Raw genomic sequence first — 19,318 nt, forward strand, 5'->3', positions numbered from 1 at the left:
GTTGCTGCGGCAATAGCAGCCGCAACAATCATACTTTTATAGATTGCTTTCATTCACTTCACCCCGGCTTGTTATTTAGTTATATTTTATGACCTCAATAATACCTTATCTTTCATCGATAAGTTATTATAGATATGAGGTTTTTCCGGGTGCATGAATTTAAAATTTAAATCACGCACCGAATTTACAATAAAGAAGCGTACGCAATTGTCGTGCCAAACCTTGTAGGTTAGAGTCATCATCGCTCATTCGCTAACATCTCGCGCAAGTCGTCAATGCCTGTGGGTGCTCTGCACGATCATGTGCTTGTTGCTGGGGGTATGGATTCCAGGCATACAGGCCGCTACGGATTTCAGCAAACTGCGCACACTGGCCGAGCAGCGTTATGGCGACCGGGCCAAAAACACCATCATTGAGCTGGAGGCCCTGCTCAATACCCTGCGAGACGCCCCGGATCAGGAAAAGCTGGAGAAGATCAATCTCTTCGTCAATGACAAAATCCGTCGCTTTGATGATGACATCAATATCTGGGGGCAATCCGATTACTGGGCCACGCCATTGGAGTCCCTGGGCCGCGAGGCTGGCGACTGTGAGGATTACAGCATTGCCAAATACGTGTTTTTGCGCGAGCTGGGCATTCCCAATGAAAAGCTGCGCTTGACCTATGTCCGGGCCAAGATAGGTGGCCCCAACAGCCGCATTTCACAAGCGCACATGATTTTGAGCTACTACCCCACGCCGAATGCAGAGCCGCTGATTCTGGACAACCTCATCATTTCCATCCGCCCGGCCTCGCGTCGGCCGGATCTGGTACCGATTTTCAGTTTTAACAGCGAAGGGTTGTGGACGGGCACATCGACCACACCAAGTAGCGATTCGTTGAGCCACTTGTCACGCTGGCGCAACGTTCTCGCAAGAATGCAAGCCGATGGTATTGAATAAAAGATCAGGTTAAGGGGGTAACAATTATGTCGTTGATTAAACAGTTATGGATCGCCATCAGTCTGCTGATGCTGCTGGTATTTGCGGCCTGCGTCATTGCAAGCATCGAGTCCAGCAAGCACACGCTGGAACAGCAGTTGCAGATGAAGAACATCGACAATGCCACATCGCTCGCACTCTCGCTGTCGCAGATCGACAAGGAGGACCCGGTGAATGTGGCCCTGCTGTTATCCGCCCAGTTTGATAACGGGCATTACCAGCGCATCCGGCTGGTCGACCCTGAAGGCAAGCTGATCTCCGAACACTACAATGCCGACATACAACCCAATACCCCCAGCTGGTTTAATCGCGCATTCAGCATTGAGGTGCATCCCGGCGTGGCCCAGGTGCAAAATGGCTGGTCGCAATACGGCACCCTGTCGCTGGAAAGCGATGCCACCTTTGCTTACCAGGCACTGTGGAATGGCGCCAAGAAAATGCTGCTGTGGAGCGTGGCCATTGCCCTGCTGGCGGGCGTGCTGGGCTCCTGGCTGCTGCGCATCATTACCCGTCCATTAAGTGAAATGGCCAATATGGCAGAGGCGATTGGCGATCAGCGTTTCATCACCATGACCGAGCCCCGGGTGACCGAATTCAAATCGCTGGCGCAAGCCATGAACCGCTTGTCCAACCGCATCCGCAAAATGCTCAACGAGCAATCGCAGCTGCTGGAACAACTGCGCTTTGAAGCCAACTACGAGCCCATCTCCGGGCTGATGAACCGCAAGTATTTCACCAGCCGCGTATCAGCCTATCTGGACAATGAAGACAACTTTGAAGAAGGCGTACTGGTGGTTTCGCATATCGCCGAGCTAGCCGAGATCAATGCCAAGTATGGTGGCACCGGCACCGACCAGATACTCAAGCGCATCGGCCATGCCCTGACCGAGCTGTGCAAACCCGAAAATGGCCTGTTTGCCGGTCGGCTGAGCGGAGCGGATTTTGCCGTGTTCAGCAGCAGTCCGGATAACCGCGAGCTGCTGTGCCAGCAGGTGAAGGACACCATCATCTCGGCTGCCGCCATTGCCGATAGCTTCCCCGATTTCAGCCCGCGCACCATCGCCAGCCATATTGGCCGATCAGACCAGCTGGATAGCCTGAAAGACCTGCTTGCCGTGATACGCCAGCGCAATGACCTGACGCAATTGCAGCTGGAGATTGATGATCAGGCGCAGCAGTCCAGCTCACCGCTGAACACCACCCGCACCGAGAGTGAATGGCGTGCCCGCCTGGATAACGCCATCATGTCCAAGCGCCTGCGCCTGGCCAGCTTCCCGGTCATCAGCCCGACCAATACCCTGATCCACAATGAAGGTCCGATGCGGCTGCAACTGGAGCCCAACGGCCCCTGGCTGCCTGCTGCGGAATTCATCGGCTGGGCGATCAAGCTCGACCTGATTACCGAAATGGATGATCTGCTGGTGCAGATTGCCATTGAGGACCTCAAGAATGGCAAGCCAGCCATTGGCCTGAATATCTCCTCACGCGCCGTGAGCAATCCCACCTATCTGGAGCATCTGCATGCCTTGCTACAGGCCAACCCGGAAGTGGCTGACAGGCTGTGGCTGGAAGTGCCGGAAGACGGTGTCTTCCGGCACATGGAAGCCTTCCGCAACTTCTGTCTCACGCTCAAGCCGCTGGGCTGCCATATCGGCGTCGAGCACGTGGGTGCGCAAGTGGCACGCCTGGGTGAGCTGCACGACCTTGGCCTCAGCTACATCAAGATTGATGCATCGGTTATCCGCCACATCGACAGCAACACTGGCAATCAGGCCTTCCTGAAAGGCCTGTGCCTGATCGTGCATTCACTGGGCATGATGGCGATTGCCGAGGGCGTGCAAACCAATGAGGAAATCGCCGCCCTGCCCGCGCTGGGCATCGACGGCATGACCGGCCCCGCTATCCAGGCGCCCGCCGTGTAAGCATTACCGGGCGACGAGCAGGCTTGTGCTCAGTCGCCATATGCTCAAGGCCCGCTCACTGGCATCTGCACAATAAAAAACCCCATCCGTACTGGATGGGGTTTGTTTTTTTCTACTTACCTGGCGGCAAGAGAGCCGTGCATGGGCATCAGATAACCGGCTTCTCGTCATCCACCAGCAAGTCCAGCCCTTTGCCCTGGGTGCGCCAGGATTGACGCTGTATAAGCCGTTTCTGTGCCGCATCCGGAAAGTCAGTGAAGTGAATCACGTCACGCTCGATCAGCAGCAGGATCAGGTCTTCCAGCACGCGCGCGAGCTGAATATCACTCTCGCGAAATGCATTCTGATCCTTGAGCGCGTCTTCCAGATACTGCTGATACTCTGGCGACTTGCCATCCACAGACTCCCAGCCTGGGGAGTCCATAGCCTCGCGACTTACCGCTTTGATATTGCCAGCCTGATCGCGTAACACGTATGGCATAACGCCCTTTCGGATAAGTTTAGTCGGTAACCAGCTTGTTGTTGGTCACCAGGTTGTTGATGATCGCAGCATCGGTATGGCCTGCCGTGGTCAAGTCCACACCGGCCAGCACGATACGCTGGTTCTCGGCGCCGCTGTTGAAGGCCGCACCCACGGTATGGCTGTCACCGGAGAAACCACCAGTGGAGCTGATGTGGATGATGGTATCCGAACCGGATTTTTCAAAATGCAGGTAATTTTGCAGATTACCTGAATTTTCCCCGGTCAACAGATCGCGCAGATCCAGCTTGTCACCACCGGATGCCACCGATGCCTTGTTGAAGTCGGTGATGGTATCCACGGCAGGCGTACCAGGTGTGCCCGCATCGGCCAGATTCCACTTGAAGGTATCCACGCCAGCGCCACCGCTCAGGATATCGTTGCCAGCGCCACCAATCAGCGTGTCATTGCCATTGTCGCCATACAGACGATCATGACCGCCGCCGCCAATCAGGATATCGTTGCCGTCACGTCCCATGATGAGGTCAGGATGATCAGAACCGGTGATGGTCTCGCTGGCAGTGGTACCAACCTGCACATTGGTCTTGTCGACATTGATAGTGACCGTCGAATTTGCCGTATCGCCATCCTTGTCCTGCAGCACATAGTCCATTTTTTCGGTAATGGCGGAAGACAAACCATCCGGTGCCTTGTACGAATAAGTACCGCTGTCCATATCCACCACAAACTGGCCGCCATGCAGCGTGGTCACGGTGATTTCATGCGTGGTGCTGTTGTAGGTGCTATGGTTGGTGCCTACCACTTCGATGAGGCCAGTGGCCGCATTGAAGCGGTACTCGGTACCTTCCACCACAATACTGCCGACAAAACCGCCGTCGCCGCCTACACCGTTGCCTGTCATGGTGCCGGTGATCAGTTCACCAGCAGCCTGATTCTGGATGGTGCCTGCCAGCACGGCATCGAGCTGAGTGAAACTGGTCACCAGAATGCCATTCATATTGGTGTTGGTCTGCCCATCGTACGCTACCGGATTCAGGGCATTTACGCTATTGATGTCGCTGCCGACGCCAATCGCATAAGACTTGATCTGGTTGGCTTCCAGGAAGGTTTTCCATGCCAGTTCTTCCTGGGTTTGAATACCAGCATCCGAGCTATTGGTATTGGTGCCGCCCGTCAGGCTGGTGTTGCTGCCACTACCAGTATTGGGTTCACCGTCGGAGATGAAATAAGCCACATTCTGTGCATTGGTCAGCTTGCCTGCATCATCAAATGCATCCATGGCATTGGCCAGAGCGCTGTCGTAATTGGTATTGCCTTTCGGACCATTCACCAGAATCTGATCCAGCTGCGCCTTGGCTTGATCAATCGTCATCCAGTCAGTACCGACCTGGGCTGCCGTGGTGGAGAATACGACCAGGCTGATGCGCGTATCGCCCAGCGCATCGTACTTGTCGAGCAAGGTCTTGATCGACTGAATCGCACTTGCCAGACGCGTAGTGCCGCCCACGCCATCCTGTGTACGCATACTGCCAGAGATATCCAGCGTAATCAGCAGATTGGTGTCGGTGGTCGACAGATTAGCCGAAATCGGGTTGGCAACTGGCGAATCATCTTCCACGTTCACGGTCAGGTTGCCCACCGAAGTCACGCCATTCGCAGTGGCGCTGACACCGACATTCAGGGTCAGCACATCTTCCGTCTTGGTATCGGGATGATCGAGCGGACGCAACAGGTTCACGTCGTACTCACCGCCGTTGTTGATGGTAATGGTCAGCACAGGCTGGCCACCGGCAGAGCCGGTCAGGGTGCCAGTACCACTGCCAGACCAGGTGATCAGCTGGCCACCGGAGTAATAATCGCCAGTAGGTGCCGTCAGCACGACCGAGGTAATGGCATTGCCATCCGGATCGCTAATGGAAAGCGTGCCATGTGCGCTCGCGCTATTGGTTACATCTACCGTGCCGCTGCTATCTGGCAAGCCACCAGGCAAGCCCTCTTCCGATACGTTGGCAGTTGCCGTGCCAACGACGGGTGGACGGTCATCTGTCGTTCCATTGATGGTAATCGTGAGGTTGGCCGTGGCTGGCGTACCGTCACCATCGTTGATGGTATAGCTGAACACGTCCTTCAAGGACTGGTTGTCATTCAGCGCATTCACCGCCGGATTGGCGTTGTTCAGCGTATAGGTATAGCTGCCATTGGCATTGAGTATCAGTGTGCCGTACTGACCAACAAACGTACCTGTGGTCGTCACTGGATTGGGGTTCACATCCGGGCCAACAGTGTCGTTGTTCAGCACATTGCCTGTGACCTGATTTGGCGATGCATCTTCCTTGATGCTATTGGTGTCATCCACGGCAACCGGAGCACTGTCGGTGATCACGATGTTCAGTGGCGAACTGGTCGATACGTTATTGGCATCGGTCAGCGTCACACCGATGCTGTCGGTCACGCTGGAGTTGCTGCTCTGGATATTTGGATCATAGGTGTAGCTCACCACACCTGTGCTGGCATCGTAGCCGGTCAGCACCAGTGTGCCTCGTGGCGTGGTGATGGTGATCGGGTCTGTTGCCAGATTGTTCAGCTGTTGCAGGGTGACCACGTGATCCGTAGTGCCGCTGATGGTAATGCTGCTGATGCCAGCTTCGGCTTCCACCAGGAAGCTGCCTGGGGTAGCGTCAGCGGTTTCCGGCAAGGTAGTACCTTCCACGATCAGCCCAGGTGCGCCGTCAGTATGACCATTGATGGTGATAGTCAGGTTGGCAGTCGCTTCGGTACCGTCACCATCCTTGATGGTGTAGCTGAACACATCCTGCAGGGACTGGTTTTCGTTCAGGGCATTCACGGCCGGGTTGCTATTGTTCAGCGTGTAGGTGTAAGTGCCATTGGCATTGAGTATCAGGGTGCCGTATTGGCCGACAAAGGTACCTGTCGTGGTCACCGGGTTGGGGTTCACATCCGGGCCAACAGTGTCGTTATCCAGCACATTGCCTGTGACCTGATTCGGCGATGCATCTTCCGTGATGCTGTTGGTATCAGCCACGGCAACTGGAGCGCTGTCGGTGATCACGATGTTCAGTGGCGAACTGGTCGATACGCCATTGGCATCGGTCAGCGTCACACCGATGCTGTCGGTCACGCTGGAGTTGCTGCTCTGGATATTTGGATCGTAGGTGTAGCTGACCACACCTGTAGTAGCGTCATAGCCGGTCAGCACCAGTGTGCCTCGTGGCGTGGTGATGGTGATCGGGTCCGTTGCCAGATTGTTCAACTGTTGCAGAGTCACTACATGATCGGTAGTGCCGCTGATGGTAATGCTGCTGATGCCAGCCTCGGCTTCCACCAGGAAGCTGCCTGGAGTCGCGTCAGCGGTTTCCGGCAAGGTAGTACCTTCCACGATCAGCCCAGGTGGGCTGTCGGTATGACCATTGATGGTGATGGTCAGATTGGCGGTGGCTTCAGTCCCATCTGCATCCTTGATGGTGTAGCTGAACACATCCTGCAAGCTCTGGTTTTCGTTCAGCGCATTCACGGCAGGGTTGGCATTGTTCAGCGTGTACGTATAGGTACCATTGGCATTCAATACCAGAGTGCCGTACTGGCCGACAAAAGTACCCGTCGTCGTAACAGGGTCCACTTTCACATCGGCACCGATGTTGTCGTTGTTCAATACATTGCCCGTCACCTGATTCGGCGTCGCGTCTTCGGTAATGCTGTTGGTGTCATTCACCGCGGTTGGGCCGGTGTCGGTGATGTTCACATCCAGCGTATCACTGGCGGTCTGACCATTGGCATCAGTCACAGTAATCGGCAGGCTGTCGGTGACCGTCGTGGCGCTGGTCTGCACGTTAGGATCATAGGTATAGCTCACCACGCCGGTGGTAGCGTTGTAACCCACCACAGTCAGCGTGCCCTTGTCTGTGGTAATCACAATCGGGGTGGTACCGGCGTTGGTCAGTTGTGTGAGGGTAACAACGGTAGTGCCGATGGTGATGCTGGCAATACCGGCAGGCGCGGTCACGGTGAAGTCACCAGGCGTAGCGCCATCGGTTTCTGGCAGGGTCATTTCGCCAGCTTCAACACCGTTGTAATCGGTCAGCACAATCGAAGGTGGGCCTGCAGGTGTGGCAGCTGCGCCTTCAGGATCAGAGTAAATGAAGGCTTCGCGCACAAAGTCGATTACAGGAGGCGTACCGACGGGATATTCATAGCTAAGGGGGGTCACGCCTTCGACGATGCGCAGCAGGTTAACGAAGGTAGAGCCGTGCTCGTTGCCGGCAGCGCCGATCAGACCAGCCGCCGTTTCTTCCAGCACTTCGTTAATGTCGCGGCCTTGTTCGATGGCCTGGATAACGGCCTGTACAGTGGCTTCGCTGACGGCACTTTCTGTGCCTTCAGGAGCGATGAATTCAGCCAGCTCAGGGGTGAATTTCACCGTCTGGTCAGCTGAAATCTCGATTTTCTGGCCTGTGGTCAGGAGGATATCAACGACAACACCTTGCGCAGTCGTGACGACTTCACCTGGCTGTATGCTGTCGCCCACCTTGAGCATGCGGCGTTCGCCACGTTCATTCACAGCAAATGCATTGCTGCCGCCATTGATTGCTACTACGGTACCGATCGCTGCCATGGTGTACCTGACCTTTCTACAAAATTGCTGATGGAGCGATTAAACCCCATCCCAACATCAAAAAATATTGTACCAAGGTACTAGACCCCGAAATTTCATCAGCCCTGTCGATCATTCAGCATCAGGGCAAGCTGCAAACGGTCTCGTATCGCCAGCCGCTCAAAGATGGCAGTGAGGTGGGCCTTGACCGTGCGCTCGGTAATATCCAGCTCGCGCGCAATGAGTTTGTTGCTGAGGCCTTCTGCTGCCTTGAGTGCTACCTCGCGCTCGCGCGGTGTAAGTTGATCCAGCGTGGCATTGATCTTGGTCTGACTGGAGCCCACCATGGTGCGGCCAACCGTAATCAGGCGCTGCAGGACCTCTGGCCCCAGCCATACGCCGCCCAGTTGCACCACGCGGCGCACCTCGCGCAGCACGTCGGCCGAGCTGTAGGCATGGCAATAGCCTGCGGCGCCCTGCTGAAAAGCCGCCACCGCTTCATTGGTGTCCGGCGCATTCGCCAGCACCAGCAAGCGCGCCTGAGTGAAGCGGCCTAGCAGGCCTGTTACATCCGTCAGCATGCTGGCGGTGCTGTCCGCATTCACATGCAGCCAGATCAGGGCCTGGCCCACATCGGCATTCAATGCGGCACTTTCCCTGAATACCGCCCCTTCGGGACAAACCTGCTGCCAGTCGGCCAGCAAGCGCCCCCCTGCAGAAATGAAGATATCGCGCATGGTGTTGTTATCGTTCCGTGAAGGCGTATGAGCGGGCCTTGAGCACCGGCTTCAAGAGGTAAGAAAGCACGGTTTTGCGGCCGGTCATGATATCCACCTGCGCCACCATGCCAGGAATGATAGGCAGGCCCTTGCCCAGGTTGGAGCGTATGGTTTTGACGCGGACGATGTAAAACGCATTGCCTTTGTCGTCCACTACCGAGTCGGCGGAAATGCTCTCCACCTTGGCATCCAAGGTGCCATAAATGGTGTAGTCATAAGCCGTCAGTTTCACCGTGGCGGGCTGCCCGAAACTGATGAAGGCAATGTCACGCGGCTGAATCTTGGTTTCCAGGATCAGGGCGTCGTCGGTCGGCACGATCTCCATGACCTCTTTGCCGGGCTGGATAACGCCACCCACGGTATTGATAAAGAGCCGGCTCACGGTGCCTTTGACCGGTGACTTCAGCGTGGACTGCACGACCTTGTCATTCAGTGCAACGCTGGTTTCCACCAGGCTGTTGAGCTTGGCGGTGGTATCCGACAGCTCGGTGCGCACCTTGCTGCGGAACGATTGCTGCGCCTCGCTCACCTTGCGTGAGGCTTCGGAAATCGCCGCCTGTACGCGGCCGATCTGCGCACGGGCCTGATCGCGATCGCCACGCAAGCGGGCGGTATCCCGCTCCAGACGCAACAGATCGACTTCAGAAACCGCACCGGTGCCGAGCAAAGGCTTGGTCACCGCCAGCTCACGGCTACTCAGTTCAAGACCGCGCTCAGCCTGCTCCAGCTTGGCTTGTATTTCCATCAACTCGCGCTGACGCTGGGTCAGCTGCTCGCGCGCAATGGCCACTTGCGAGGCTACTTCGTCCTTGCTGGCAAAATACAGCGCCTGCTCCTGCGAATACACCGATGGATTTTCCTTCATCACTTCTGGTGGCGGCTGGAAGGCGGTATCGTCCGCCAACGCACGCAAGCGTGCCTGCTTGGCCACCAGCGAAAGATATTGCGAGCGGTTTTCACGCAGGGAGGAAATGGCGCGCGTTTCATCGATACGCACCAGCGGTGTCCCGACATTGACCGACTGCCCTTCATGCACCAGCAGCGAAGTCACAATGCCGCCGTCCAATGACTGAATCACCTGCACCTGCTTGGAAGGGATCACCCGGCCTTCTCCGCGTGTCACTTCATCCACCTTGGTCAGCGCCGCCCAGATCAGTAGCAGCACAATTACGCCGGCCACCCAGTACAGCACTTTTTTGGCACGCAGGGTTTGCTGTTCCAGCATGGCGAGCTCGGCTTCTTCCTGCCATGACGCATCTTCTTCGGCCTTGGCGGGTGTCCATTTGTCCAGCATCCAGCGCACGGGCTTGCTCAGCAGGCCAATGCGATTGAAAACCCCATGAATGGCACCCAGTGCCTTGAATAAAAGCTGGCTCATGCGGCTTTCCCCACTTTACCGGTACGCAAGGCATCAATGACGAGGTCTTTCTGACCATCCGCCATGATCTTGCCGCCATCTATCACAATAATTCTATCCACCATGTCGAACAGCGATGAGCGATGGGTAATCACCAGCAATGTCCTGCCGCTGGAAGCTTCCGACAGGCGTTTCTTCACCGCCTCTTCACCGGAGTGGTCCATGGCGCTGGTCGGTTCATCCAGCAGGTAGATCACCGGGTTATTGATCACCGCACGGGCAATGCCCACGCCCTGGCGCTGCCCGCCAGACAGCGTATCGCCGCGCTCGCCCACGGGCATGTCAAAGCCTTGCGGATGCGTATTGATGAACTCATCAATGCCACCCACATGCGCGGCATGCAGTACCTGCTCACCGGTGGCATGCGGGGCGGCAATCGCGATGTTGTCACGCATGGATCCGTAAAACAGATGGGTATCCTGTTGCACATAACCAATCGCCCGCCGCAACTCGGCGGGGTCTATCTGGCGTGAATCAATGCCGTCGATCAGGATCGCGCCTGCCGTGGGCTGATAAAGCCCGAGGATCAGTTTCTGGATGGTGGTCTTGCCGGAACCCATGCGGCCAAGGATCGCCACATGCTCCCCCGCCTTGATCTTGAACGAGACGTTGCGCAACGCGTTGGCATCGGAGCCTGGATAATTGAAGCTGACATCGCGAAACTCGATATCGCCCGTAAAGCTGGGGCGGGATAGAAAGCGGAAATCCACCGGGCGCTCCACCGGCTTGTTCATGACTTCTTCCAGCGAGGTCAGCGAGGTGGCTGCATTGTGATATTGCGTCATCATGCCTGCCGCCTGCGAGATGGGCGCCAGCGCGCGTGAAGCCAGCATGGTGCAGGCGATCATGCCGCCCATGGTGAGGTCACCATTGATCACCAGATACACGCCCAGCAATACCAGGCCGACAGTGACCAGCTGCTGCAGCCCCATGGCACCATTGTTGATGGAGGCGGACAGCAGCTTGAGCTTGCTGCCGACTTCGGTCAGGTAGGTGGCGGTTTTTTCCCAGCGACGCTGCATCTGGCCTTCGATGCCCAGTGCCTTGACGGTTTCCAGCCCGACCAGGCTTTCAATCAGCGTGGCATTGCGAATGGAGCTGGCGCGGAACATGGTTTCGGAAAGCTCCTGCATCTTGGTCTGCGCACTGAAGGAGTACACCAGCAGAATCGCCGCGCCCACCAGTACCGGTATCACCATGGGCCAGGAAATCCAGGCCATGACGCCAATAAAGATCAAGGCAAACGGAATATCAATCAGGGTGGTGATGGTGGCCGAGGTAATGAAGTCGCGCACGGTTTCAAACGCACGCAGGTTGGCGGCAAACGAGCCGACCGAGGTAGGCCGCTGCTCCATGCGCACGCCCAGCACCTGCTCCATGATGCGGGCCGACAGTTTGATATCGACGCGGTGGCTGGCCCAATCAAGGAAATAACCGCGGATGGTACGCAGGGCAAAGTCCGCCAGAATGATCAGGCCTATACCAGCGGCCAGGACCCACAGCGTTTCCACCGAACGGTTGGGCACAATGCGGTCATACACATTCATGGTGAAAATAGGCATGGCCAGCGCAAACAGGTTGATCAGCAAGGCGGCCAGCATGATGTCGCGGTATACCTTGCTGTTTTCTGCCAGCGTGCCCCAGAACCAGTGGCGCATGCGCACATTGCCGACCGTGGGTGCGCGTTTGTCAAACGTGAATTTGGGCTTGGCAACAATGGCGTAGCCGCTGTAGCGCGACAGCAGCTCTTCTTCTGAAATGCTGACTTCGGCATCGCCCAGCTCGGGGAAGATCATGCGCAGATGCTGGCGCGATTCATCCCAGCCAACCAGCACGCAGGCCTCGTTGTCCTCCAGCAGCAGAATCGCCGGTAAAAACTCGCGACGTATGTCGCCCAGCGGCTTCCTGATCACCGTGGCGACCAGGTTGGCGCGTGCCGCTGTCCGCCGCACCAAGGCTGGCGTCATTTTACCGTCGCGCAATGGCAGGCCCGCGCTCAGGGCATCCCGCGTAATGGCGACTCCATGAAAACGACACACAATCAACAGGGCTTCAAGCAGACTATCCTTGACCTGCGCTTGTGCCCCTAAAAATTCCTCATCACGATTCATAGTCACACTGTCTTTGCAATAACCCGGCAACTGCACTTGCCGCGGACATACCTTTGTTAATCATGCAAACACGAGGCCTGCGCCAGCATACTCAAGCGCATGGCATCGCCCTTGTGCCCGGCTGCGCGCCGCACATGAAAAAAGCCCGATCAGGATCGGGCCGGAATTTATTATTGGGGAGAAGCCGAGAGGCAGCTTTTCATGAACGCCTTGCGCGCGTCGCCAGTCAGGGATTTGGCACTGGCATCCGCATTACAGGTTTTCATTTTTTCTTGCTGGGTGGGAGGAGTCGCTTTGGCACTCAGGCAACTCTTCATGAATGCCTTGCGTTCGTCCCCTGCCAGCGATTTGGCGCTGGCATCGGCGTTGCAGGTTTTCATCTTGAGCTGCTGCGCTGACATGGGGTCAGCACTGAGGCAGTTTTTCATGAAGGCTTTGCGGGCATCACCAGCCAGGGATTGGCTGCTTGCCTCATCGTTACAGGATTTCATTTTTTCTTGCTGGGTACCGGCGTAAACCGTTGTCATACCCATGCAGATCAAGGCCATGGCGGCCAGTATATTCTTCATGCTTCCCCCGTTATTGTGTTAGGCGCATTACTGCTGCTGTTTATCACAACACCCCATGCAGTAGTATGCCGTATTGCGGTAGCGATCACCACCGGCATGCGCCTGTGCTTGAATATTAACCGAAGCATGCGGCAATACACAATCGGGATCATGGAGAATGCAACTGCGGGGGAAACGGGGAGCGTAAATGCAAAAAAGGGAAAGCATTTCTGCTTTCCCTTTTACCTGGAGCGGGAAACGAGTCTCGAACTCGCGACCTCAACCTTGGCAAGGTTGCGCTCTACCAACTGAGCTATTCCCGCATGTACTGGAGGCGCGAGCCGGAGTCGAACCGGCCTAAACGGCTTTGCAGGCCGCGGCATAACCGCTTTGCTATCGCGCCATCGCGCCGGAGTTCAATCCGGAGCAAAAAAGGGAAAGCATACATGCGCTGCTTTCCCTTTTTTTAATCTGGAGCGGGAAACGAGTCTCGAACTCGCGACCTCAACCTTGGCAAGGTTGCGCTCTACCAACTGAGCTATTCCCGCATCGAAAGAAGGCGCCATTTTAAGGATTTTCGGGGTTGTGTCAACACCCGCTGCGCCTTATTTTCTCTCTTTCATGCGGGGCCAGGCCGCCTTCAAATAGTAAGCCATTGACAGCAATGTCAAAAATGCCGCGATCCACACCAGCACGGTGCCGACGAGTTGGATATCCAGCCCGGCGATTGGGTCGTGATAAAGCAAAAACAGGATGGCCGCCATCTGCACGGTGGTCTTGAACTTGCCGATTTGCGCCACGGCCACACTGCTGCCCTCGCCCATGCCCGCCATCCATTCACGCAATGCGCTGATGGCGATTTCACGACCGATGATGATAAAGGCGATGACCGCCCCCACGCGCTCAAAATCCACCAGCACCACCAGCGCCGCTGCCACCATCAGCTTGTCGGCCACCGGATCCAGGAATGCGCCAAAGGCCGAGGTCTGGTTGAGCTTGCGGGCCAGGTATCCATCAAACCAGTCGGTCAGCGCTGCCAGCGCGAACAGCACCGCTGCGCTGAAGTTGACCCAATGTGCCGGGATCACGCTGACTGGCATATAGAAGATGCCGACAAAAATCGGAATCATCAGGATGCGGGTGACAGTAAGCGTATTGGGTATATTCCAATGCATGAATGGGGTCGCCTTTTTTCTGATCAGATAATGCGTTGTTATTGTTAATGTAATTCGTCGTATATTTTTTGCGCCAGCGCCGGACTGATGCCTTCCACCTGCGCCAGTTCATCGGCACTGGCATTCTTGACACCATCCAGCCCGCCAAACCGGGTCAGCAGACGCTGGCGCCGCTTGGCGCCAATGCCGGCAATGTCTTCCAGGCTGGAGTGCATGCGGGCCTTGCCACGCCGCGCACGGTGGCCGGTAATGGCAAAGCGGTGCGCTTCATCGCGTATCTGCTGCAACAGATGCAAGCCCGGGTGATCATTGCGCAAGCCCACCGGCGTATCGCGATCCGGGAAGAACATCTGCTCCAGACCCGGCTTGCGCTCTTCACCTTTGGCAATGCCCACCAGCTGGATGTCCGGCAAGCCTACTTCATGCATGACTTCCACCGCAACCCCAAGCTGCCCTTTGCCGCCATCAATAAACACCAGATCCGGCAGCAGCCCCTCGCCTGCCGCCACCTTTTTATAGCGGCGCGTCAGGGCATCGCGCATGGCGGCGTAATCGTCGCCCGGGGTAATGCCCGTAATATTGTAGCGGCGGTATTCCGAATTCTGCATGGCGCCACGGTCAAACACCACGCAGGAGGCAACGGTGGCCTCGCCCATGGTGTGGCTGATATCAAAACACTCGATGCGCTCGGTGGTTTCAGGCAAATCCAGCGCCTCGCGCAGCGCTACCAGGCGCGCCTGCTGATTGGCATTGGCAGCGCTGCGCTGCTCCAGCGCCAGCTCGGCATTGGTTTGCGCCATTTTCAGCCACACGCGCTTGTCGCCGATGGGGTTGGTATTGATCTTGACCTTGCGCCCGGCCTGCTCGCTCAGCACCTCCTCCAGCTCTGCCGTTTCCATGCCCTCTACCCCAACAATAATCAGGGGCGGGGTATTCTGTGGCATGTAGTGCTGCTCGAGGAAAGCTTCGGCGGTCATGCGGGCATCCGCGCCTTCGGCATTCTTGGGAAAATGACTCTTGTCACCCAGATGGCGGCCGCCTCGTATCATCACCAGATTCACACATAACTGCCCATGCAGCTCGGCGCAGGCAATCACATCGGCATCGCTGATGGTAAAGTCGCTGACGAACTGCTTGGCCTGCACCTGGCGCAGGCTCTGCATACGGTCACGGTAAACAGCGGCCATCTCGTATTCCTGCTCCTCGGCCGCCTGCATCATCTTGTGGCTGAGCTCATCCATCACCTGCTGTTCACGCCCCTGCAAAAACAGGGTGGCATGGCTGACATCGCGCCGATAATCCTCTTCCGAAATGAAATTGACGCAAGGCGCAGTGCAGCGCTGAATCTGGTATTGCAGACAGGGGCGCGAGCGATTGGCGAACACCGTATTTTCACAGGTGCGCAGGCGGAAGACTTTTTGCAGCAACTGTATGCTTTCGCGCACCGCCACCGCATTGGGAAACGGGCCAAAATAGCTGTTGCCCTTGCGCTGCGTGCCCCGGTGAAAAGCCAGGCGCGGGAACGCATCGCCGGTCAGCGTGATGTAGGGATAGGACTTGTCATCGCGAAACAGCACGTTGTAACGCGGCATAAAGCTCTTGATGAGATTGTTCTCAAGCAGCAAGGCTTCGGCTTCGGAGCGCGTGACGGTAGTTTCAATGCGCTCGATTTGAGACACCATCATGCGCGTGCGCGGGCTGGGCAGATTCTTCTGAAAATAGGACGACACGCGCTTTTTAAGGTCGCGCGCCTTGCCCACATAGATCACCGCATCTTCAGCGTTGATCATGCGGTATACGCCCGGCAGATTGGGCAGGTTTTTCAGTATGGGTTTAGGGTCAAACATAGGGTCAGGTAAGGGCCAGCCTGGATGGGTTAAGCAGAGACAGTTCAGCCCGCATGGACACCAGCGGCGCCAGTACCGCCACCTTTACCGGGGGCGGAACTCACCGCTGGCGGTATGTGCAAGGCAATTACTCGTCTAGCAGTTTCCCGGCAATCGCCCAGTCTTCATATTCCACTTCGTCAAACGTGATGTAGGTATAGCTGGCGGGCTTGTTCGCCACGCGCTCCATGGTCTTGGTCACTTCTTCAGCAATTTTTGCTTTTTGTTCACGGCTCAGTGGGCCGGCATGCTTGATATTGATATAAGGCATTTTATCCTCCTGTTGCGTATTGAAGATTCGCGGTGACAGGAGGAAGCCCTCCCGTCCATGGTCAATCCCAGCTCAGGCTGGCTGTCCGGCCTTTTTGGTCAGCCAGCAACCGACCTTGCCAGCATTGAGCGCCGCCACTGTCTCAGGCTGCAAAGTCACATGCTCGATGTCAAAGCGGTCATGCAGTAAGGTGCGTATCGCATTCAATACTTCATGCCAGTGCTCCATGTCGTCCAGCACAATATGCGCAGACAAGGCACTCACTTCGGAAGACAGCGACCAGATATGCACGCTGTGGACCTCTTGCACTTCCGGCACGTTCTGCAAGGCGCGCGTCACGTCCTGAATTGAAATATGCGAAGGCACGCCTTCCATCAGCACATGCAGCACTTCGCGCAGCAAGCGGAAGGTGGAGAACAGGATCAGGGCGGAGATCAGCAGCGACAGAACCGGATCAATCATCATCCAGCCGGTGAAGTAGATGACGGCACCGGCCGCAAGTGCCGCCACGGAGCCCAGCATATCGCCCAGCACATGCAGCAGTGCCGCTTTGTGGTTGACGTTATCCTGATGCTGATGCAGTTGTCTTGCCACCAGCAGATTGACCAGCAGGCCAACAAAGGCAATGCCCATGACTTCAAGACTATGCACTTGCTGCGGTGTTTGCAGGCGTTCGATAGCCTCGAAAACGATGGCACCCACGACCGCCAGCATCACCAGGCAGTTAATGAAGGCGACGATGATTTCGGCACGCATCAGGCCATAGCTATGTTTTTGCGATGCAGGCTTGGCGGCAATCCAGGTGCCAAGCCAGGCCAGGCCGAGCGCGGCCGAGTCGGAAAACATGTGCCCCGCATCGCCCATCAGCGCCAGCGAACCAGAGTACCAGCCCCCTACCGCCTCAACACAGGCAAACGCCAGCGTCAGCAACAAGGGCCATTTCAAGCTGTTACCGGCGTGGGAATGGGAATGCCCATGATGGTGATCATGAAGGTGTGCATGGTCATGATCGTCATGCTCCTCATGGTCATGTCCGGAAGCCTGGTGTGCGTGGGTGTGATGGTCGTGTTTCATAGAGTTGCTATGCTAACAGCCTGATATGGCAAATCCAATAACAAAAAGCCTGCAGCAAGGCTGGCCCGGGGCTGCAACGCTGGCTGGACGGTAAAATCACAACGCCAGCAGGTGTGAATCAAGGTGCGGGCGGTGCGCTGATCTCGCCGTCTTTGGCGCGGATACGCGCACGCAATCTATCTTTGGCCGATGCTTTCTCTGCCGGATCAATAAAGCCATCCTGATTGCTGTCTATGCGTTTGAATATTTTTTCAGAAGGCTTGAACTCCGAAGCGCGAAACTCTTGCAGGCTGATGCGGCCGTCGCCATTGGTATCTGCCCGCATGTGGTGCTTTTCCGGAATCGCACCATCGTCCGCGGCATGCGCCAGAGTCATCAGCAAAACCATAGGAGGGACTATCCAGTAACCGTGTTGCATGCGCCAAATCTCCCAGTGTAATAAAGGGGCCATCCCCAATACGCCCTGCAGGCATAGCATATACCCTAAGACAAACGAACCTGTAGCAATCTGCGTTGACCAATCTACCATGCAATTTTGCCAGCACCAGGCTGCCACCGTCTTATAATATAGCCACTCATCGCCAAGGAGCCCCACCATGAAGATCTTCACCCCCCTGTTAACCGCCCTGTTGCTTTCCAGCCTGCCCGCTCTGGCCGCGGAAAAAATCGTGGTAGTGAATGCCATCAGTGATAATGGCATTGGCAAGATCATCGGCACCGTCAAGCTGAGCGATAGCGAAAAAGGCCTGGTAATCGATCCTGACCTGGGCGACCTCACCCCCGGCGAACACGGCCTGCACATCCACGAAAAACCGAGTTGTGAAGCCGCCGACAAAGATGGCAAGAAAACAGCCGGTCTCGCCGCGGGTGGACATTATGACCCCAACAAAACAGCCAAACATGAAGGTCCGCAAGGCCATGGTCATGCCGGCGACCTGCCTGCCCTGCAAGTGAAACCTGATGGCAGCGCCACTCAAATACTGATCGCGCCCAATCTCAAGCTTTCCGACGTCATCGGGCGCAGCCTGATGGTGCATGCAGGCGCCGACAATTACAGCGACCAACCCAAGCCCCTGGGCGGTGGTGGCGCACGCGTGGCTTGCGGCATTATTGAATAACAAGGAAACAACAAGCACATGCTGAGTTATCGTCACGCCTTTCACGCCGGCAACCATGCCGACGTTCTTAAACATTTTGTACTCATGCAAGTGCTGCAGTACACCGGTCAGAAGGGCAAGCCCTACTGGTATATCGACACCCATGCGGGGGCGGGAAAGTACGCCCTGGATACCGGCTACGCCACGCAAAATGCCGAATTTGAAAGCGGCATTTCGCGCTTGTGGCAAGCCACCGACCTGCCCGCCCCGCTGGCGGAATATGTGCACCTGATCCGGCAGGAAAATCCGGATGGCAAGCTGCGTCTTTACCCCGGCTCCCCTGCCGTTGCCGAAGCCTGCTTGCGCGAGGAAGACCGCATGCGGCTATTTGAACTGCATCCGAATGACTTCAAGCTATTGCGCCAGACCTTTCAGCATGGCGGGCGCAAGGTCATGCTGTTTGCCGAGGATGGATTTGCCGGCATCAAGGCCCTGTTGCCACCGCCACCGCGTCGGGCCGTGGTGCTGATAGACCCGCCCTATGAAGAAAAACAGGATTACCAACGCGTGGTAACCGCCCTGCAGGATGCTTTGCAACGTTTTGCCACGGGTACCTACCTCATCTGGTACCCTTTGCTGCAGCGTGCAGAACCCCAGCAGATGATAGAAAAACTAAAGCGTTTGCAATTGGCTAGCTGGCTGCATGTCACGCTCACAGTGCAAAGCCCATCGGAAGAAGGCTTTGGCATGCATGGCAGCGGGCTGTTTATTGTTAACCCGCCATGGACGCTACCTGCCATGCTGCAAGAAACTTTACCCTGGCTGACCGAGTCCCTTAGCCAGGACGAAGGTGCCAGCTATACTCTGGAGCATCACATTCCCTGATGAGGATACAGACTGCATGAGGCCTGTACCCGCGCGACTTCAGGCTGCCAGGCCCATACCAATTTTATTTTGACGAGGAACC

The 19,318-nt window shown here is 56.4% G+C and carries 15 protein-coding genes and 3 tRNA genes; 4 read left to right on the top strand and 14 right to left on the bottom strand.

The window, feature by feature from the left end:
* Positions 1-300 precede the first annotated feature (300 nt).
* Both FNL37_RS09110 and FNL37_RS09115 read left to right on the top strand, forming a co-directional pair.
* Positions 301-942, top strand: coding sequence for a transglutaminase-like cysteine peptidase (locus tag FNL37_RS09110; RefSeq protein ID WP_013441849.1), 642 nt, complete (start codon positions 301-303; stop codon positions 940-942).
* Positions 943-968: 26 nt separating this feature from the next.
* A complete protein-coding gene (locus tag FNL37_RS09115) occupies positions 969-2,903 on the top strand; it encodes a bifunctional diguanylate cyclase/phosphodiesterase (RefSeq protein WP_159355921.1) in 1,935 nt (644 codons plus the stop codon).
* Positions 2,904-3,051: 148 nt separating this feature from the next.
* On the opposite strand, the gene FNL37_RS09120 is transcribed toward FNL37_RS09115, so the two are convergent.
* The 14 genes from FNL37_RS09120 to FNL37_RS09185 all read right to left on the bottom strand — a co-directional run bounded on the left by FNL37_RS09120 (position 3,052) and on the right by FNL37_RS09185 (position 17,672).
* A complete protein-coding gene (locus FNL37_RS09120; RefSeq protein ID WP_159355922.1) occupies positions 3,052-3,384 on the bottom strand; it encodes a hypothetical protein in 333 nt (110 codons plus the stop codon).
* 19 nt (positions 3,385-3,403) lie between these two features.
* Positions 3,404-8,014, bottom strand: a complete 4,611-nt coding sequence (locus FNL37_RS09125; RefSeq protein WP_159355923.1) for a retention module-containing protein — start codon at positions 8,012-8,014, stop codon at positions 3,404-3,406.
* Positions 8,015-8,112: 98 nt separating this feature from the next.
* Positions 8,113-8,730: a LuxR family transcriptional regulator gene (locus FNL37_RS09130; protein WP_159355924.1), complete on the bottom strand. Its 618-nt coding sequence runs from the start codon at positions 8,728-8,730 to the stop codon at positions 8,113-8,115.
* 7 nt (positions 8,731-8,737) lie between these two features.
* On the bottom strand, positions 8,738-10,150 hold the full coding sequence (locus FNL37_RS09135; protein WP_159355925.1) for an HlyD family type I secretion periplasmic adaptor subunit: 1,413 nt from the start codon (positions 10,148-10,150) through the stop codon (positions 8,738-8,740).
* A complete protein-coding gene (locus FNL37_RS09140) occupies positions 10,147-12,300 on the bottom strand; it encodes a type I secretion system permease/ATPase (protein ID WP_015829778.1) in 2,154 nt (717 codons plus the stop codon). Before FNL37_RS09140 ends, FNL37_RS09135 begins: the two co-directional genes overlap by 4 nt.
* 170 nt (positions 12,301-12,470) lie before the next feature.
* Entirely contained in the window at positions 12,471-12,869 is a 399-nt protein-coding gene (locus FNL37_RS14145) for a PsiF family protein (protein WP_159355926.1), read from the bottom strand.
* A 226-nt stretch (positions 12,870-13,095) separates the two neighbouring features.
* Positions 13,096-13,171, bottom strand: a tRNA-Gly gene (locus FNL37_RS09150).
* 6 nt (positions 13,172-13,177) lie between these two features.
* Positions 13,178-13,251: transfer RNA gene (locus FNL37_RS09155), tRNA-Cys, on the bottom strand.
* A gap of 69 nt (positions 13,252-13,320) precedes the next feature.
* Positions 13,321-13,396, bottom strand: a tRNA-Gly gene (locus FNL37_RS09160).
* 57 nt (positions 13,397-13,453) lie between these two features.
* Positions 13,454-14,023 (bottom strand): CDP-diacylglycerol--glycerol-3-phosphate 3-phosphatidyltransferase, encoded by a 570-nt coding sequence (gene pgsA / locus FNL37_RS09165; protein ID WP_013441840.1) that lies wholly within the window; start codon positions 14,021-14,023, stop codon positions 13,454-13,456.
* 44 nt (positions 14,024-14,067) lie between these two features.
* Complete coding sequence (gene uvrC, locus FNL37_RS09170; protein WP_015829777.1) at positions 14,068-15,870, bottom strand: excinuclease ABC subunit UvrC; 1,803 nt, start codon at positions 15,868-15,870, stop codon at positions 14,068-14,070.
* Positions 15,871-15,997: 127 nt separating this feature from the next.
* On the bottom strand, positions 15,998-16,180 hold the full coding sequence (locus tag FNL37_RS09175; RefSeq protein WP_013441838.1) for a tautomerase family protein: 183 nt from the start codon (positions 16,178-16,180) through the stop codon (positions 15,998-16,000).
* Between the two features lie 72 nt (positions 16,181-16,252).
* Entirely contained in the window at positions 16,253-17,254 is a 1,002-nt protein-coding gene (locus FNL37_RS09180; RefSeq protein WP_015829776.1) for a cation diffusion facilitator family transporter, read from the bottom strand.
* A 118-nt stretch (positions 17,255-17,372) separates the two neighbouring features.
* Positions 17,373-17,672, bottom strand: coding sequence for an EF-hand domain-containing protein (locus FNL37_RS09185; protein ID WP_015829775.1), 300 nt, complete (start codon positions 17,670-17,672; stop codon positions 17,373-17,375).
* Between the two features lie 178 nt (positions 17,673-17,850).
* Between FNL37_RS09185 and sodC the strand changes: the two genes are divergently transcribed.
* Together sodC and FNL37_RS09195 are read left to right on the top strand one after the other, a co-directional pair.
* Positions 17,851-18,372, top strand: a complete 522-nt coding sequence (gene sodC, locus FNL37_RS09190; RefSeq protein WP_015829774.1) for a superoxide dismutase family protein — start codon at positions 17,851-17,853, stop codon at positions 18,370-18,372.
* Positions 18,373-18,390: 18 nt separating this feature from the next.
* Positions 18,391-19,236, top strand: a complete 846-nt coding sequence (locus FNL37_RS09195; protein WP_015829773.1) for a 23S rRNA (adenine(2030)-N(6))-methyltransferase RlmJ — start codon at positions 18,391-18,393, stop codon at positions 19,234-19,236.
* Positions 19,237-19,318 lie beyond the last annotated feature (82 nt).

Source organism: Methylovorus glucosotrophus, assembly GCF_009858335.1.
In the GTDB taxonomy this organism is placed as follows: Bacteria; Pseudomonadota; Gammaproteobacteria; order Burkholderiales; family Methylophilaceae; genus Methylovorus; species Methylovorus glucosotrophus.

What these genes read in the sequence shown, in the direction of transcription:
- FNL37_RS09110 (WP_013441849.1), top strand. Translation starts at nt 301, where the DNA reads ATGTGCTTGTTGCTGGGGGTATGGATTCCAGGCATACAGGCCGCTACG.
- FNL37_RS09115 (WP_159355921.1), top strand. Translation starts at nt 969, where the DNA reads ATGTCGTTGATTAAACAGTTATGGATCGCCATCAGTCTGCTGATGCTG.
- FNL37_RS09120 (WP_159355922.1), bottom strand. Translation starts at nt 3,384, where the DNA reads ATGCCATACGTGTTACGCGATCAGGCTGGCAATATCAAAGCGGTAAGT.
- FNL37_RS09125 (WP_159355923.1), bottom strand. Translation starts at nt 8,014, where the DNA reads ATGGCAGCGATCGGTACCGTAGTAGCAATCAATGGCGGCAGCAATGCA.
- FNL37_RS09130 (WP_159355924.1), bottom strand. Translation starts at nt 8,730, where the DNA reads ATGCGCGATATCTTCATTTCTGCAGGGGGGCGCTTGCTGGCCGACTGG.
- FNL37_RS09135 (WP_159355925.1), bottom strand. Translation starts at nt 10,150, where the DNA reads ATGAGCCAGCTTTTATTCAAGGCACTGGGTGCCATTCATGGGGTTTTC.
- FNL37_RS09140 (WP_015829778.1), bottom strand. Translation starts at nt 12,300, where the DNA reads ATGAATCGTGATGAGGAATTTTTAGGGGCACAAGCGCAGGTCAAGGAT.
- FNL37_RS14145 (WP_159355926.1), bottom strand. Translation starts at nt 12,869, where the DNA reads ATGAAGAATATACTGGCCGCCATGGCCTTGATCTGCATGGGTATGACA.
- pgsA (WP_013441840.1), bottom strand. Translation starts at nt 14,023, where the DNA reads ATGCATTGGAATATACCCAATACGCTTACTGTCACCCGCATCCTGATG.
- uvrC (WP_015829777.1), bottom strand. Translation starts at nt 15,870, where the DNA reads ATGTTTGACCCTAAACCCATACTGAAAAACCTGCCCAATCTGCCGGGC.
- FNL37_RS09175 (WP_013441838.1), bottom strand. Translation starts at nt 16,180, where the DNA reads ATGCCTTATATCAATATCAAGCATGCCGGCCCACTGAGCCGTGAACAA.
- FNL37_RS09180 (WP_015829776.1), bottom strand. Translation starts at nt 17,254, where the DNA reads ATGAAACACGACCATCACACCCACGCACACCAGGCTTCCGGACATGAC.
- FNL37_RS09185 (WP_015829775.1), bottom strand. Translation starts at nt 17,672, where the DNA reads ATGCAACACGGTTACTGGATAGTCCCTCCTATGGTTTTGCTGATGACT.
- sodC (WP_015829774.1), top strand. Translation starts at nt 17,851, where the DNA reads ATGAAGATCTTCACCCCCCTGTTAACCGCCCTGTTGCTTTCCAGCCTG.
- FNL37_RS09195 (WP_015829773.1), top strand. Translation starts at nt 18,391, where the DNA reads ATGCTGAGTTATCGTCACGCCTTTCACGCCGGCAACCATGCCGACGTT.